A 14,988-nucleotide genomic window follows, 5' to 3' on the forward strand; every position below is an offset into this window, starting at 1 on the left:
CGATCATGGCGATGAAAAGTGTGTCATACGACCAGTCGGATCGCAGCTTGAGCGAGCGAGATTCGGATGAACGCAGTGCCAAGCGTTTTTGGATCTCGCTGGTACTGGTGCTGTTTGTCATTCAGTCGACCGTGATGGGAATCGCGATCAATCTGGCCATCTCGGATCCATCCGCGGTCGTGACGCCCGACTATCATGCCGCGGCGTTGAATTGGGATGAAACACGACGATCGCGAAGTGCCCCTCAGAGAATGGGTTGGACGGTCAAGTTGTACGTGTCCGACGTGGCCGATCAACGTGGCCAGCGTGCCGTCGAGTGGACGGCAGCGGATCGCGAAGGAAATCCGCTAGACGGATTGACGATCGACGCGCGGGTGTACCATCACGCGCGAGCGGGCGACGTCCAAGAACTGCAACTCAAATCCGCCGGCGACGGTCGCTACATTGCTTTGGCCGACATGCCACGCAATGGATTGTGGCAGATCGATCTGTCGGTGGCCGGAGCAGAGGAGCCCGTCGAACAAACTGAGACGGTGGAGGTGCATTCGTCATGACCGCCAACGTACTGATTTTGCTATCCGCCGTCGTGACGTCCAGCCTGATGGGCAGCCTGCACTGCGTCGGCATGTGTGGGCCGCTGGCGTTGTGGGCCAGCGGTGCCGGCGACAAAGAGAACTCGCGATCATTGATGATGCCGACGTCGCTGTACCATGTCGGTCGCTTGATCACGTACACGATCGTCGGTTTGATCGCGGGGCTGATCGGAGCGGCCGTCGATTTCGGCGGCGGAGTTTTGGGGCTGCAGGTGGCTGCCGCTCGCGTCGTCGGCGGCCTGATGGTGGCGATCGGGCTGATCAAGTTGTGGAGCATGTTGGGCAAGCGTTCAGCGTCGAAAGAGCTCAAGCCGTCTCGAATCGGCGGACTGTTGGCCAAAGTCCGGCCGTATGTCTTTCGTCTGCCAATTTCCGCTCGCGCACTGGCCACGGGCATGCTGACCACGTTGCTGCCCTGTGGTTGGTTGTACCTGTTTGCTCTGATCGCCGCCGGCACGGGCAGTCCGTGGACCGGTGCCTTGCTGATGATCGCGTTTTGGGTCGGCACCGTTCCGGCTTTGGTCGCCTTGGTCGCGGGGACTCGTGTGTTGTCCCGCAAATTCACTCGCGCGATTCCCGCGGTCGCAGCGGTGCTGCTGATCTGCGCAGGATGCTTTACCGCATCGGGGCGTGGCTTGGCGGGAATGAGTTCCTTTGGTCAGTCAATGATTCCCGAAGGCGATTCGCTGGAGCAAGTACAAAACGTCGATCAGGAAACGCTTCCCTGTTGCAGGACGCATTGAGTTGTCAGCCTCGGCATCTCGCATCGATGCTCGGCAAACCGTTGCCGACCAGAACGTCGCATGCTCGCACTGCGGCTTGCCGACCAATCACTACGGCACGCCAATCAGCCGTGATCGTCAGGACGCACCGCCACTGTCCTTCTGTTGCAGCGGATGCCGTCAAGCCTATGAGCTGATCCACGACTGGGGACTCGATGACTTTTATGCTTTGCGTGACCAAAGCAAATGGGACAGCGACGGCGTGTCGGCCGGTGGAGCTCGCTACAGTGATTTCGACGACGATGAGTTTTTGGGTTGTTCGAAACCGCAACAGATGTCCGACGGCCGACTTTCCACGTCGCTGTCCATCAGCGGCATCCACTGCGCCGCGTGCGCGTGGTTGATCGAAAACGCAGCGGCACGAATCCCCGGCTGGACGATCGCGCGTGTCAAAATGAGCGATCGCACGCTGCAGGTGATCTACTCTCCTGAAAAAATACAACTCAGTGAAATCGCGTCCGTGGTCGGTCGGCTCGGGTATCGACTCGCACCGCTGACCTCTGATCACGAACAACGTTTTGCGTTGGAAAGTCGTCAACTGTTGATGCAGATCGCGGTAGCTGGATTCCTGGCCGCCAATGCGATGTGGATTGCGATCGCGCTGTATGCCGGTGATGCTTCTGGCGTGGAAGCACAGCATCGTACGTTTCTGCGTTGGGCAGGCACTTTCTTGGGCGTCGGCTCCGTGCTGATCCCTGGACGAATATTTTTTGTCAGCGCGTGGGCTGCGATCAAATATCGCACTCCGCACATGGACCTGCCCGTCGCACTCGGCTTGTCCGTCGGGACGGTGGTAGGCGTATTCAATGCGATCATGGGATCGGGGCACGTCTATTTTGATTCGCTGGCGATGCTGGTGTTTCTGTTGTTGATCGGTCGTTGGATTCAGTTTCGTCAACAGCACCGCGCGGCGCAAGCCCTGGACTTGATGATGCGGATCACGCCGCAGCATGCGACACGAATCGACGAGGATGGCTCGGAACGTCGAGTGCCCGTCGATTCGTTGAGAACCGGTGAACGGATTCGCGTGCACGCTGGTGAGAGCGTGCCCGCAGATGGAAACGTGATCGCCGGAGAATCGTTGCTCAACACGTCTTTGCTGACGGGTGAAAGCCGCCCGGTTCACGTCCGTGTCGGCGACGAAGTGACTGCGGGAACCGTGAATCTGACAGCGCCGGTCACATTGAGTGTTTCCGCGACGGGAGCGGCCAGTCGAATCGGTCAGGTCATGGCGAGTGTCGAGAACGCCGCAAGCAAACGAATCCCGATCGTTCAAATGGCTGATCGGATCGGAGGCGTGTTTGTGGTCGCGGTCACGATTCTGGCGATCGGTACGTTTCTGTTTTGGATGCCGCGTGGCATTGATCTTGCGGTCTCCAACGCGACTTCGTTGTTGATCGTTGCCTGCCCATGCGCGTTGGCCTTGGCCACTCCGCTGGCCATCGCGGTCTCGATCGGCCGCGCCGCGACTCGTAAAATCTTGATTCGTGACGGCAGCGTGTTTCAGCGGCTGTCCAAACGCGGCGTCATCTGGTTTGACAAAACGGGGACTTTGACCGAGGGACAGCCACATGCGACGCTGGTCTACGGTGACAACGAAGTGTTCGGCACCGCTGCGGCGTTGGAACGACACTGCTGCCATCCGATTGCGGATGCGATCGTGCGTGCCGCGGATTCCCTGCGTCTGGAGATTGCCCACGATGCCACCAATATCGAAATCGGTGTCGGCGGAATCTCTGGACAATGGTGTGGCCAACAGATCCTGGTGGGGAACCGCGAGTTTCTAGCTCGAAACCGCGTTCGACTGAGCGATTCAGTTCAGCTCGCCGGGGACACCTGCTCGCGGCAACAATCCACACCGATTTACATCGCCCAAGACGGTGTCGTTACGGGCGTGTTGTCGATCAATGATCCAATCAAATCCGATGCGAAACACTCAATCGAGAGGCTTCATCGCGCGGGCTGGAAACTTGGGATCCTGTCCGGCGATCATCCCGATGTGGTTCACTCTGTCGCCAAGCAATTGGGAATCCGCGAAGCCCGCGGCGGGCTGTCGCCTGAGCAGAAACTCGCCAGAATGACGGATGATCCCGGTCAAACCGTTGTCATGATCGGTGATGGAGCCAACGACGCGGCCGCGTTGGCTGCTGCCGGTGTGGGGATCGCTGTTCGAGGGGGAGCGGAAGCCAGCATGCGAGCGGCCCCGGTATTCATCGCGACCGGGCAACTGGAGAGCGTCGCCGATTTGGTGGATGCGTCACGTCGCACGACGAGACTGATTCATGCAACGTTTGCCGTCTCGTTAACCTACAATCTCGTAGCCGTTGTGCTGGCCCTGACCGGACACATCAGTCCGCTGTTGGCAGCTATTCTGATGCCCATCAGCAGCGTCAGCGTTTTGACTCTCACCCTGCTGTGGCCGACCTTTAAGACGCAATCATGAGTGTCCTGTACATTGCTCTACCGATCGCTCTGCTGTTGGGCTCCGCCGGTCTAATGGCATGTCTCTACTGCATCCGCGATGGTCAGTATGACGATATGGACACGCCGTCGATCCGCATGCTGATCGACGACCGCGACGAGATCGATGATGCCGGCGACTCCGCTAGTGCCGACATCGCGAATTGACCTTTTAGTGCAAACGGATTCTTGACAATGAGTTGTGACATCGTTGGGAAATGCAGATTGTTTTTCATAACCCGACGCGTAAGCGAGGGATTTACCGAGTATCCCTCGCTTACGCGTCGGGTTATGAATCATCCGGGCTAGTGCATCGTCCAGTCTTAGAACGTGGGTTCGGTAGATGAGCCGTTTTGGCGTTAGCCACGGTTTTCGTGACACAACCGTGGCTATCGCCAAAACGGCTAACCTCAAAATCAAGACCGGACGATGCACTAGCACTCAAGCTCAAATCGCAGTTTTGGCACTAGTGGACCATCGGTTTGATCCGTTGATTCCAGGTACCCATCATCCATGAATAGCGTAGTGGATTTCGCGACACTTATTTTCCGCACGGCCCTAGTAATCCTTTGTGAAAGCGTGCGTCTACGGACGGGGGAGTGCGATTCTGCTACACTCTAAACAGCGTGTTCCCCTGTGAGATTTCGTCGACGCGTGATTTGTCGATTTGAACCGGCTTCATTTGATCCACTCGCATGTACTCCGTGCAGAAAGCGTCGTGTTTTTTGGTCGCGATGTGCAAAGGCGGATGGATCCACAATCTCATTGGTATGAAATCTGCCTGTGATGGGCGTGATTGACACACCATTCCGCTAGTCCAATTGGAGATGCACCACAATGAAGGTATTACTGGCGACCGACGGTTCGGAGACAGCAAAGCATGCGGCGGAGTTTCTGGCCAAGATGGAGTTGGCCGCTGAGTTGGACGTGACGCTGGCGACGGTTTCGCATGACCCTGCTGATTTCGCCAACGCCTACGTTCCAGTGGCGGAAGACTGGAAAACGCAAGAGCGTGAACGAGTTGCCACGCACCAAGCGGAACTGGAATCGATTTTGTCTGGGGTCACCCGTAGCGTGACGCTACACCAACAGTTTGGCACTGTCGCACATGACATCGTTGAGTTGTCGCAGAGGATGCAAGCCGATTTGGTTGTCCTGGGGGCCGTCGGTCACTCGATGATTCGACGGATGCTGCTGGGCAGCGTGTCGGACTACGTTGCCAATCACGCATCGTGCTCGGTCTTGATTGTCCGACCGACGGCCGAGCTCAATCACGGACAGGTCAACGTCTTGATCGCGTACGATGGCTCTTTAGCGTCCAAACAAGCTGCGGAGGAACTAGTTGGCCTGCCGTGGAAAGCCGAGCCCGCCATTTCAGTGCTCAGTGTCGTTCAAGAATACGACGTTTTGCTCGGTGATGGCATCTCTGCGGTTGCATTGAGCGACCAGACGGAGTGGTTCGAACGCATGCGTGGCGAGAACCAGTCGATGACGGACCAAATTGCTCATCAGATGAAGGGTGCAGAAGCCCACGTGACCAAGGGATATCACGTCGGAGATGCGATCGTCGACTATGCGGAAAAGCACAAGTCGGACTTGATCGTTGTTGGTGATTCAGGGCATAGCGTGATCGAAGACTTGCTGCTGGGCAGCACGTCGAAGTTCATCATGCGACATGCGCCGTGCAGCGTTTGGATCTCACGACACCACCGCAACACCAACAACACGACGAGCGAACTCGCGGACAATCTTTCGACTTGATCGCCAAAGATGTCATCACCAACACCCAACCGTCACGTTGTACTGGGGCTCTGGCCGATCGCAGGCATCACGACGCTCGGAGTGACCGAGTCCGACGCGTTGCAGACGATCCGGTGCGCCATCGATGCCGGGATCACCCGATTCGATACCGCATTCGCCTATGGGTATGACGGACGAAGCGATCGCATGCTGGGGGATGCGATCGCAAGCCGACGCGATGAGTTTGACGTGATCGGTAAAGTCGGTCAGCGTTGGACGTCAGACCACCAGCGTGTGCTCGACGGCCGACCGGAAACTCTGATCGCGGACGCCGAAACATCCCTCCGACGTATTGGAATCGAGCAATTTGACACACTGATGTTGCATGCTCCAGACCCAAAGGTACCAATCCAAATCTCTGCGAATGCAATCGCGGAGTTGACGCGCCGTGGATTGTCTCGACGCATCGGTGTTTGCAATGTCGACGTAGAGCATTACCAGCGGTTTCGCGATGCAGTTGGCTGTGATGCCGTGCAGTGCCCATTGAACATGTTGCAGTCGGATGCCTCAGCAAGTTTGATCCGACAGTGCGAGCAGGACCGATGCGATGTGTTTACGTTTTGGACGTTGATGAAAGGATTGTTGGCGGGCAAGATCTCGCGCGAACATACGTTTGCCGACGGAGATTCTCGTCCGGGTTACGCGGTATTCCAAGGACAGCAGCGGGAGAATGCGCACAAGGTCTTGGACGAGTTGGCACCGCTGGCATGCAAGCGGGGACGAACAATCGCCCAATTGGCGATCGGTTGGGTGTTGTCGCAACCGGGTGTTACCGCCGCACTGGTGGGTGCACACAAACCCGAGCAGATCGCCGAGACCGCTGCGGCAACGCCGCTCGATGAGGACTTATTGAGCGAAGTCGATTCGATTGTTTATAGAAACACGTAAAAAATGTGATTTACCCGAATTGTTGGTCGAACTCGCTGAAGTCGTCTCCGACGGGTTGGACCTCGCCTTCGGGGAAACCGGAATCGACCATCATCGGCTGCTCCTCAGCCATCCCTGCTTCGTCGTAACTTTCCTCCGACTCGTAGGATGGGGGCAATGGCCGATTTTTCTTTTCCTTCATAGCGGCAACCGCCAATCCAACCAGGGCGAGCACAATCAGGGCAACCCAGGGAGCGAAAAAAAACAGCATTGACATTTCGGAGGCTCGTGGGGAGCGAGTGAGATAAAGCTGGTGAGGGTGGATAAGCCTTTAGTTTACTTGCAATCCGCCGGAAGGCCAAATCGACGTCCCAATCGCTGTCAGCCGTGACGCGCGCTGTCACCTCCCCCAAGGAACTTGGGGGAGGTCGAGCAGAGCCCTTTAGGCGAATGCGAGGGAGGGGGTGGCTGTCCGAGCGAGTCAACGTTTGGGGACTGGCAAGACGTTTCGCGGGGCACGCTATCGACTTGGAAAGTCGAGCGACTCTCTCTCAAGTAGCCGGATCGGCGAGAGAAACCGAATCCACCACAGGACGGTCTTCTTCTGGAACCACGCGTCGGAACCATTCGATGACGGGGCTGTTGCTCGATTCCAGTTCCTGGTACATCGCGACGAACTCGCGTTTGACTGCTGCGAGCCGCATCGGATCGGAGAGTTTCCCCAGGACGCCGACGTGTTTTGCAAGTGCAACCAAACGGTACCTGCGATCGACTTGGGCATCTGAATGGATCCGTTGCAGAATCCGATCGGCCGCCGCAAAGTCCTCTTGGGTTGCGTAAAGAGCAGCCAACTGCAAGCTCGCTTTGGTGGCGTATTCGCGATGGACGGGGTTCTCGTCAGGGGGAAAGTACTCGCTCACAGCCAACCAGCCTGCTTCGTCATCACGCTCGACCGCGATCACAAACTGCCGCTCAACGGTCTCGCCCCGAGTGACCTTGGCCGGTCGCAGCATGTTGGCAACCTTGTCGCCGCCTTGCGGCCATGAGATCGCGATGCCAGCGATCAGAGCTAACAAAGGAGCCAGCACCGCAGTTGCACGTCGAGCCAGCTTGCGTCGCTCCCGTTTTCTTGCCTCCTCGGCAGCTCGTTGCAGGTGAACAGTCGCGCTGGAAGTGCCGACGTTGTAACTCACCGACTGGGTGTCCCCACGCAAGGTGTTGAGCAACTCGGTGGGCGACTGAAAACGTTTGTTCGGATCTTTGAGTATCAATCTCGCGACGATCGCGACCAGCCATTCCGGCACGTCATCGTTGCCGCGGGCGCGGTCCAGCGGTTTGGGGGTTTCGTTCAAATGCGCGTAGGCGAGTGCCATCGGGTCGTCTGAATCGAACGGGGGCCGTCCGGCCAGCAAGTGATACATCGTCACACCGAGCGAATACAAATCGCTGCGAGAATCGACTGGCATTCCTTGCACTTGCTCCGGGCTCATGTACCGTGGCGTTCCCAACGCAAAACCGGCTTGTGTCAGTCCCGCGTTGCTGGTGTCGGAGTCCATGTTCAAACGGGCCAAGCCAAAATCGGCGACCTTGATGGCACCACGTTGGCTGATCATCACGTTCTCGGGTTTGATGTCACGGTGCGTGATTCCGACTTCCGTGGCAACCTCCAATGCCGACGCGACGGCGAGCAAGATCTCAACGGCTTGCGCCGGATCGATCTGCCCGACAGATTGCAAGTGTTCGCGGAGGTTGCGTCCTTCGATCAACTCTTGGGCGATGTAATGCGTCTTGTCGACGTTACCGACTTCATAGACCTGGACGATATTGGAATGGTTCAAGCGTGCGGCGGCGCGGGCTTCGCGGCGAAATCGCTCGATGTAGCTCTTGTCGTTCGCCAAGTCGCTCCGCAAGACTTTCAACGCCACATCGCGATCCAGCGTCAGATCGCGGGCCGCGTAGACTTCCGACATACCACCGCTGCCAAGTTGCCTGAGCACTTGGTAGCCACCCAATCGCGTTCCCACCAACGATCCACCGGGCCTAGCTCCGCTGATCGGTATCGGGGTTGTCGGTTCCGGTTCATTTGCTGAAGTCAATCCGCCGCTCCCGAAATCGATACCAATGGCAAATTCATGCTGCCGCTGTGCAGTCCACACAGGTCGATCGTCACGTACAGAAATCCAAGCTCTCTGAAGCAGACATCGATTTGGCGCCGCACGCCTGATTGTAGCAGCTTTTGCATTTCCTCCACGGGGACTTCGATGCGTGCTAAATCATTCTCGTGCAGTCGAACCCGCAGGTCAGAGAACCCCAAGTCACGCAAAATGGACTCCGCTTTTTCGACCATTCCTAGTCGCTCCGGAGTGACCGACACGCCATAGGCAATCCGGCTGGCCAAACACGGAGAGGCAGGCAATTCCGCATTGCTCAATCCGAAATACTTTGCCAACTGACGCACCTCGGCTTTGCCAAGCCCCAGGTCTGCCAGCGGAGTGAGCACGTCGGCCTGACGCCCCGCTTGGATGCCCGGCCGATAGTCCCCCAAGTCATCGGCGTTGGTCCCAGAGACGAGTGCGACCGTATCTTCGGCAGTGGGGGAACCGTGCTGTGCCGCGATCGTCGTCAGCGTCGCATACAAGGTTTGTTTGCAATAAAAGCATCGCTGGGAATCATTGGTCACATACTCCGGTCGCAATGTTTCCTGGGTGTCCACGATACGATGCTCCACCCCGATCTCTTTGGCAACCCGGATGGCCAAGTCCAACTGCCAACGAGGAACGCTGGGCGACCGTGCGGTGACCGCGATCACGCTTTGCAAACGCGTCCCAGACGCATGACAACGGGCCGCAGCGGCGACAACCACGCTACTGTCAACGCCACCGGAGAACGCCACGACGAGTCGGCGATGGCCAGCCAGTGCGTCCATCAGTCGGTTTGCGTTTTGTGCGGGATCGTTCATGTGATATCAACCAATCATTCACTGACGCGGCCGTTCACACGAACGTAAAACCCTGCGTCAAGTTTGCGGCCGACGGTATCCGTCAATTCTGACCGTCCAGATTGTAGACGCAATTGCAGTCCCCCTCGCCGAAATTGCTTTTCCTCAAAAAACGCGGTGATCTGCTCTTGATCCACACCCGTTGAGTGCCCGGTGACCAAAATTCGAAAATCGGGTTTCGTCTTGATTCGCCAGACATCATCCAGCAATGGCCAGAGGTCGCGTTCCAGTCGCCAGGTTTTACCCTTGGGCGAATGTCCAAAAGCGGGCGGATCCAAGACGATGGTGTGGTATCGGTTGCCACGGCGAACCTCTCGTGCGCAAAACTTTGCAGCATCGTCCACGAGGTAGCGTACCGGTGCGTCTTGCCAACCATTGGCTTCGGCCGCACGCCGCGCGGCCATCACATTGGCCTTGGCCGCATCGACATGCGCGACGGCAAAGCCTGCTGAGAGCAGTGCCATCGAGCTGGCACCGGTGTACGCAAACAGATTCAACGCCTTGGCCGGTTCGGAATCGCTCGACGCTGGAACCCCGTCGGAGCGCAACCAACGCCAATTCTCTGCTTGCTCTGGAAACAGTCCGATATGCCCGAACGGCGTCGGCTGCACGGGCATGACAAATCCATCACAGTCCACCCGCAAATCGTCCGGCCACGGTGACCGATGCGCCCAAGCCTTGTGACTTGCATCAAAAATGCTCGCCGCGTCACGCCAAACCGCCGGAGTCGTGGGGATGTCGTCGTTTGCGGCGGGCGACGGTCGAGAGACAAGGTGCCCGCCCAACGATTCCAGCTTGCGCCCACGGCCGAAGTCGATCAGTTGATAGCGGCGGTCAGACAAGTGATCAGTCGGGGTTGGAGAGGCGGGCAGCAGGAAACGATACGCCGCCGGGCATTTGTATTCTAGCGGGCTCGGTGAGGAATTCCGCGATCGACACTGAATCGCGTCATAAGACCGCCTTTCTGATGTAACGTCTCGACTCCCTGCTCGCTTGGACTGTCAGTCAACAAGCCCATCAGGCCCGGTTATACAAGGGTCGCCCCACAACCCATCCAACGCACAGGGATTGAATCATGAATCGCCGCACTCCGCTCTTGGCCATCGCCGTCCTGACAAGCCTTTTTTACATCATCGGCCCTGGGACGGCCAAAGCAGACAACGGGCTGTCACGGTATTTGAAAGTTTATGTGGTCGAAGTCCAGTATGAGCACGTCACCAGTGGATCAACGTTCTGGGCAACGGAGTTCGAATCAACGAAATTCGAAGACGCGATGCTCGTCCTGGATCTGATCGAAACGGCATTCGAGACCGGCAACGCGAGAGTAATCCTGGGGTTGGACAGCCATAGTTTGTTGGTGCCCTTGCAGGCTCAATGGCGTATTCGCTACGAGTATGTTCGTGTCGAAGCGGCCCCCACGAAGCCTAAAGTTGGCTCCAGCGTCATTCAACGCCGGTAGCCTCGGATTGTTCACGCGACGTACTACTGCTGGGACAACTTATTTTTAGGGTAGTGGATCTTGTTAAAGATCCTGTAGCTTTTTTTAGGGTAGTGGATCTTGTTAAAGATCCTGTAGCGGTGGGATCTTTGGCAAGATCCACTACGGCAAACCCTAACTTCTAGCTGTCCCAGACCACTACTGTCTTCGCAACACGTTTGGTCGAAACGGCTTGCACGGCTTGGAAGGAAAACAGGCCGCGCAGATCAGCCGCCACGCGATAGCGTCCGGTCCTTACCCCTATACTCGGGAACCGGACGCGATAGAGAGCGTCCCGCTTAGAACGCATGGATTCACGTTGAATTTCAAGCAAAATACCAGCACGACGCGCAAGCGAGTGAATAGAAGCACAAAAAGACGATTTACTCGCTTGCGCTTCGTGCTAGTAAAGACGAGAAAAATGGCTGGTGCGATCAACTTTCTAAGCGGGACGCTCTCTATCGCGCTGCGGCTGATGAATATTCCGGGCTACCGTTTCCCTAGACCTATTGGACCATCGCTACTCGGCGAGAGCGCTCTTGGCTCCCTCAGCACCGGGGGCCCGTTCGACATCCGATTCACTTTGTCCCACGCCTCGCAGAACGCGTTTTCCTCTGTCGTCGCCAAGGGGATAATGCTGTACGTCGCGTGGAGAAACGACCGGATCGTAAGGAGCGACCTTGGTGACCCCCGGTCGATCCGCAGCGTTCCTAGCGTCCATCGCAGTGGAGATCCTGGATGCCGAGACCCTCGCACCGATCTCCTCTGTCTCGAAGATTGGCGCCGACTCTGAACTCAAAAGCGTATCCGCTGCAGCAAGTGACTTGATGCCGCTGTTCGCAATCTCAATGGATCGGATCGATGACGCGATCTGATTCGCAACCGCTCGGCTGGCCGTTGTATGGTACACGTCTCTTGTTTCGACAAGAAACTTTGCCAACCGCGTCAAACGATCTACCCGAGCACCACTTTCTTCAGACAATTTTTCTGTCGCCTTCGTGACGTTCTTTTCTAGCTTGGGTAGCTGTGATTCCAATTGTGCGATCTGCAGAACGGTCGCCGTCAACTGGTCAGAGAGGAGAATGATCTTTGCCGTTGCCTCATTCTGGTCTGATTTCACCTTCTTTCGCTGTGCCTTGAGTTGTAGCAGGATTGCGTATTCGTCAGCCAATTGTTTTTCGATCACAGGCGTTTGTGGCTTCACCATTTCCAACGCTTTGATCTTATCGACTTGCTCATTAATATTGATATCGAGTCGTTTTTCCGTCCCGACGAAAATCGTGAGCATTGCCTGCAGCTCGTCTCTTTGACGAGTCGCTGCCTCCTTGCTTTCGTTCAGATCTTTGATCACCCCCTTGGCGGCCTTCAATTCATCCTTAGCCGCCTTAAGTTTTCCGTCAAGCGATTCCGCATTCGATTCGAGCTTCTCTACCATCTTTTGGATCGAAGACAGAACGACCAACTGCAGCAAGTCATCGGAGGTGCTGGGATGCCGAAGTGTTGTCGTCAACGAATCCAGCAGCAAGTCGATGTCACTACTCTTCTCAAGGTGTCTTTCGATTTCTTGGATCGCGGTCACCCGCTTGCTTGACGTGAGAGCACTCGCCAGCAGTATCTTTTCAGTTTTTTGTATCAGCGGCGCGAGTGCCGACGCCCTGTCCAAGCGAAACCCACTGGACAGAGTTTCTGCGCCAGGATTCTCCAACGACAGCAATGAAAGCTTGGTCATTGCACTGTTCGCGGAGTTGAAATCATCGCTGTACAGGTCTTTCTCAAGGCCCGATACGATGGAGTGGATCAGCAATGTCTTTTGCGAAACCGTCGGTTCCGTGATATTCCACGGTTCCCCAAACGCTTCGCCGACGACGGTCGCGCCGGACCACATTTTCTCGTCGCTGGACACTTGTGACTCTGCATTGGTGCCGGTTCCGTAGACACGTCCGTCAATGACCATCACCAAGTTGGCGATGATGCCGGCCGGTCCACCTCGATTGATCGCTTGGATCAGTATCTCGTTGGGGCGATCAGAAAACAGCAGTGTTGCGACTTGTGACGGGTAAACCGTGATCGGTTTCCAGCCATGCCCAGAACCCATAGCCTGTCCATTGATAAAGACGTTGAAATCATCATCGGCGGCAATCTCCAGTTTGGCATCTTGCACATGCCCGGGAACCGCAAACCGTTGGCGAATCCAAAGGTGCTCCTCTGTCGCATCACCCCAAACCCAAGATGGCGTATGGTTCTGCGTTGCCGTCTGAATCGGAGTCGGTTTGGCGACGTCAATCTTCGCTGAGACATCAGGAACACGCCCATCGGGAAAGATCGACGGTGACTTGAGGGCGACCGGCGGGGGTAACGTTTTCTGTGCGGACGCTGTCAATGCGGACACCGATAGCGAGAACGCGACAAGACCCGCGCAAACAGAGAACGCAGCAAGTTTCGAGATCATTGTTTTCATGACGGAACCTTATCGTTCAATAAGACCATTTACTTGTTGCACAAGCGGACGGGTGTAGTAGCTGACGTTCGCCTTTGCTTTTTGCCAATAGCGACCGCCCGTTGGTGTGTTTGCAACTGCCTGCGCCCGCTCCAAACGCCGACGGTTGGCTTGCTGCAATCGTGCTGCTGCAGGCAAGAGAATCCGGTCGCGAACGATCGGTGCTCGTGAAGCGAATGTAAAGAACAGCGAATCACCTGGACGCAACAGACCGAGATCCTTGCTGAGGTCATCCTCGGGACTTCCCACGCCCGGCAGCGGCAGATAAAAATTCTCCGTCCGTTGCGTGCCTGACGAGGTCCGGCTGAGGATCGCGATGTTCTCTAGTGACGCGACGAGTTTTTCGTTGGCGATCGCCCTTCGATGGGTCTCCAGAGCTTTCTCGATCTGCGGATTCTCTTTCGGGTTGATCGCGTTGAATTTCTTTGACATTCCCACGGCGGGAATCTTTGTCTCATGCTGAAATTGCAGCATGGACGTGATCGATGTTTCTCTGGCAAGCACCGCGAAAACAAAATCACCATCTTGCAATTCGATATCGCCGATTGATGTGGAATGGATCAGGTCCGGATGGAAATAGACGATCCCGGCGTGGTCGGAACTGTTCTCCAGACCAATCAGGATGGGCTCAGGACTGGTCACCGTCTGGACCATCGTCGGCTGAGTGTTCACGACTGGCTGATCGGAAACAGTCTCAGCATCGTCGAAATTCGCTTTCAATTCCTGGAAAACCACAATCGCGTTGTCTGCGAAGTCTTCGTTGTTTTCTCGATACGCTTGGAAGACCTGTTCGATGGTCGAGAGTAAGACCGTGATGTCGGAACTTTCAAGTGTTTTCTCATCCGTCTCAACCAGATTCAGTTGATTGAACTTGTTCAAGGTGACCAGCAAATCGATCGCAGATCGCAGATAGGCTAAGAGGTTAGAGCCTGCTGGGCGATCGTAGCGAAGGAAACTGCCATTGCCAAAAAGCTTCAGGATTTCTGCTTCGTCGGAAAACATAGCGTCCAATGAGGCAATCGCCTCGGTCTCTCGATCTGATAGTTCAGAGGAGCCCGAAGCCTGAACTGCAGACGGTGATGTGTCCACCGAAGAGACAGGCACAGCAGGCCGTGACACCTGCATGATTTGACTGGTGCCAGCGACGAGATCCCGATTCACACCGCCGGATTGCAGAATCGCATGCCGCAGTGTCATTCGCTGCTGTCCCGACAAAGTGATCGTGGTGGGTGATCGCAGCAACCCTCCGGTGCGAATCCATGCGCAGTCGAACTCGCTTTGGCAACCATGCAAGTGGCTCGCCAAGTCACATGACTGCAACGTCGCTTTGCAATCACCGCGTTGGCAGGATCCAGGTGCTGCAACATCCGCGGTGGTCTTGCAGGCATGATTGCCGGTCAGGGAGCATCCCACGGATGCAGCAAGACAGATCGACATCAAAGCTGTTGTTATTGCTCGCATGAATTCGTCCTTGAATTGTATTTATCCGTCGTTCCCTCGGAATGCCCCATTGG

The 14,988-nt window shown here is 56.4% G+C and carries 14 protein-coding genes; 7 read left to right on the plus strand and 7 right to left on the minus strand.

The window, feature by feature from the left end; all coding sequences use genetic code 11:
- The first annotated feature begins 5 nt into the window (after positions 1–5).
- From Pla52nx_RS21210 to ccoS, 4 genes are read left to right on the plus strand one after another with little or no spacing between them, the layout of a single operon-like run.
- Entirely contained in the window at positions 6–554 is a 549-nt protein-coding gene (locus tag Pla52nx_RS21210; protein ID WP_231742053.1) for a FixH family protein, read from the plus strand.
- Positions 551–1,336, plus strand: coding sequence for a sulfite exporter TauE/SafE family protein (locus tag Pla52nx_RS21215; protein ID WP_146520780.1), 786 nt, complete (start codon positions 551–553; stop codon positions 1,334–1,336). The genes Pla52nx_RS21210 and Pla52nx_RS21215 overlap by 4 nt, the downstream gene beginning before the upstream one ends.
- A gap of 1 nt (position 1,337) precedes the next feature.
- Positions 1,338–3,818, plus strand: coding sequence for a heavy metal translocating P-type ATPase (locus Pla52nx_RS21220; protein ID WP_231742052.1), 2,481 nt, complete (start codon positions 1,338–1,340; stop codon positions 3,816–3,818).
- Entirely contained in the window at positions 3,815–4,003 is a 189-nt protein-coding gene (gene ccoS, locus Pla52nx_RS21225) for a cbb3-type cytochrome oxidase assembly protein CcoS (RefSeq protein WP_146520778.1), read from the plus strand. The genes Pla52nx_RS21220 and ccoS overlap by 4 nt, the downstream gene beginning before the upstream one ends.
- Positions 4,004–4,445: 442 nt before the next feature.
- Here the strand turns inward: ccoS and Pla52nx_RS21230 are convergent, their stop codons facing one another.
- Positions 4,446–4,601, minus strand: a complete 156-nt coding sequence (locus Pla52nx_RS21230) for a hypothetical protein (protein WP_197454691.1) — start codon at positions 4,599–4,601, stop codon at positions 4,446–4,448.
- A 71-nt stretch (positions 4,602–4,672) separates the two neighbouring features.
- Here Pla52nx_RS21230 and Pla52nx_RS21235 point away from each other — a divergent pair, with 71 nt between their 5' ends.
- Both Pla52nx_RS21235 and Pla52nx_RS21240 read left to right on the plus strand, forming a co-directional pair.
- The gene (locus tag Pla52nx_RS21235) at positions 4,673–5,596 is read left to right on the plus strand and encodes a universal stress protein (RefSeq protein WP_146520777.1); all 924 of its coding nucleotides are present in this window, start codon (positions 4,673–4,675) and stop codon (positions 5,594–5,596) included.
- Between the two features lie 9 nt (positions 5,597–5,605).
- Positions 5,606–6,523: an aldo/keto reductase gene (locus tag Pla52nx_RS21240; RefSeq protein ID WP_146520776.1), complete on the plus strand. Its 918-nt coding sequence runs from the start codon at positions 5,606–5,608 to the stop codon at positions 6,521–6,523.
- A 10-nt stretch (positions 6,524–6,533) separates the two neighbouring features.
- On the opposite strand, the gene Pla52nx_RS21245 is transcribed toward Pla52nx_RS21240, so the two are convergent.
- The 4 genes from Pla52nx_RS21245 to Pla52nx_RS21260 form a co-directional block, all read right to left on the minus strand.
- Positions 6,534–6,779 carry a hypothetical protein gene (locus tag Pla52nx_RS21245; RefSeq protein ID WP_146520775.1) on the minus strand — a complete coding sequence of 82 codons (246 nt, stop codon included), beginning with the start codon at positions 6,777–6,779 and terminating at the stop codon, positions 6,534–6,536.
- A gap of 274 nt (positions 6,780–7,053) precedes the next feature.
- The gene (locus Pla52nx_RS21250) at positions 7,054–8,598 is read right to left on the minus strand and encodes a protein kinase domain-containing protein (protein ID WP_146520774.1); all 1,545 of its coding nucleotides are present in this window, start codon (positions 8,596–8,598) and stop codon (positions 7,054–7,056) included.
- Positions 8,595–9,461: an ATP-dependent sacrificial sulfur transferase LarE gene (larE, locus tag Pla52nx_RS21255; RefSeq protein WP_146520773.1), complete on the minus strand. Its 867-nt coding sequence runs from the start codon at positions 9,459–9,461 to the stop codon at positions 8,595–8,597. Before larE ends, Pla52nx_RS21250 begins: the two co-directional genes overlap by 4 nt.
- A 14-nt stretch (positions 9,462–9,475) precedes the next feature.
- Positions 9,476–10,342 carry a class I SAM-dependent methyltransferase gene (locus Pla52nx_RS21260; protein ID WP_146520772.1) on the minus strand — a complete coding sequence of 289 codons (867 nt, stop codon included), beginning with the start codon at positions 10,340–10,342 and terminating at the stop codon, positions 9,476–9,478.
- A 233-nt stretch (positions 10,343–10,575) separates the two neighbouring features.
- Between Pla52nx_RS21260 and Pla52nx_RS21265 the strand changes: the two genes are divergently transcribed.
- Positions 10,576–10,959, plus strand: coding sequence for a hypothetical protein (locus Pla52nx_RS21265; RefSeq protein WP_146520771.1), 384 nt, complete (start codon positions 10,576–10,578; stop codon positions 10,957–10,959).
- Positions 10,960–11,497: 538 nt separating this feature from the next.
- Here Pla52nx_RS21265 and Pla52nx_RS21270 read toward each other — a convergent pair.
- Positions 11,498–13,435 (minus strand): hypothetical protein, encoded by a 1,938-nt coding sequence (locus Pla52nx_RS21270; RefSeq protein WP_146520770.1) that lies wholly within the window; start codon positions 13,433–13,435, stop codon positions 11,498–11,500.
- A 9-nt stretch (positions 13,436–13,444) separates the two neighbouring features.
- Complete coding sequence (locus Pla52nx_RS21275) at positions 13,445–14,935, minus strand: hypothetical protein (RefSeq protein WP_146520769.1); 1,491 nt, start codon at positions 14,933–14,935, stop codon at positions 13,445–13,447.
- Positions 14,936–14,988 lie beyond the last annotated feature (53 nt).

Origin of the sequence: Stieleria varia (genome assembly GCF_038443385.1) — a bacterium.
Taxonomy (GTDB): domain Bacteria; phylum Planctomycetota; class Planctomycetia; order Pirellulales; family Pirellulaceae; genus Stieleria; species Stieleria varia.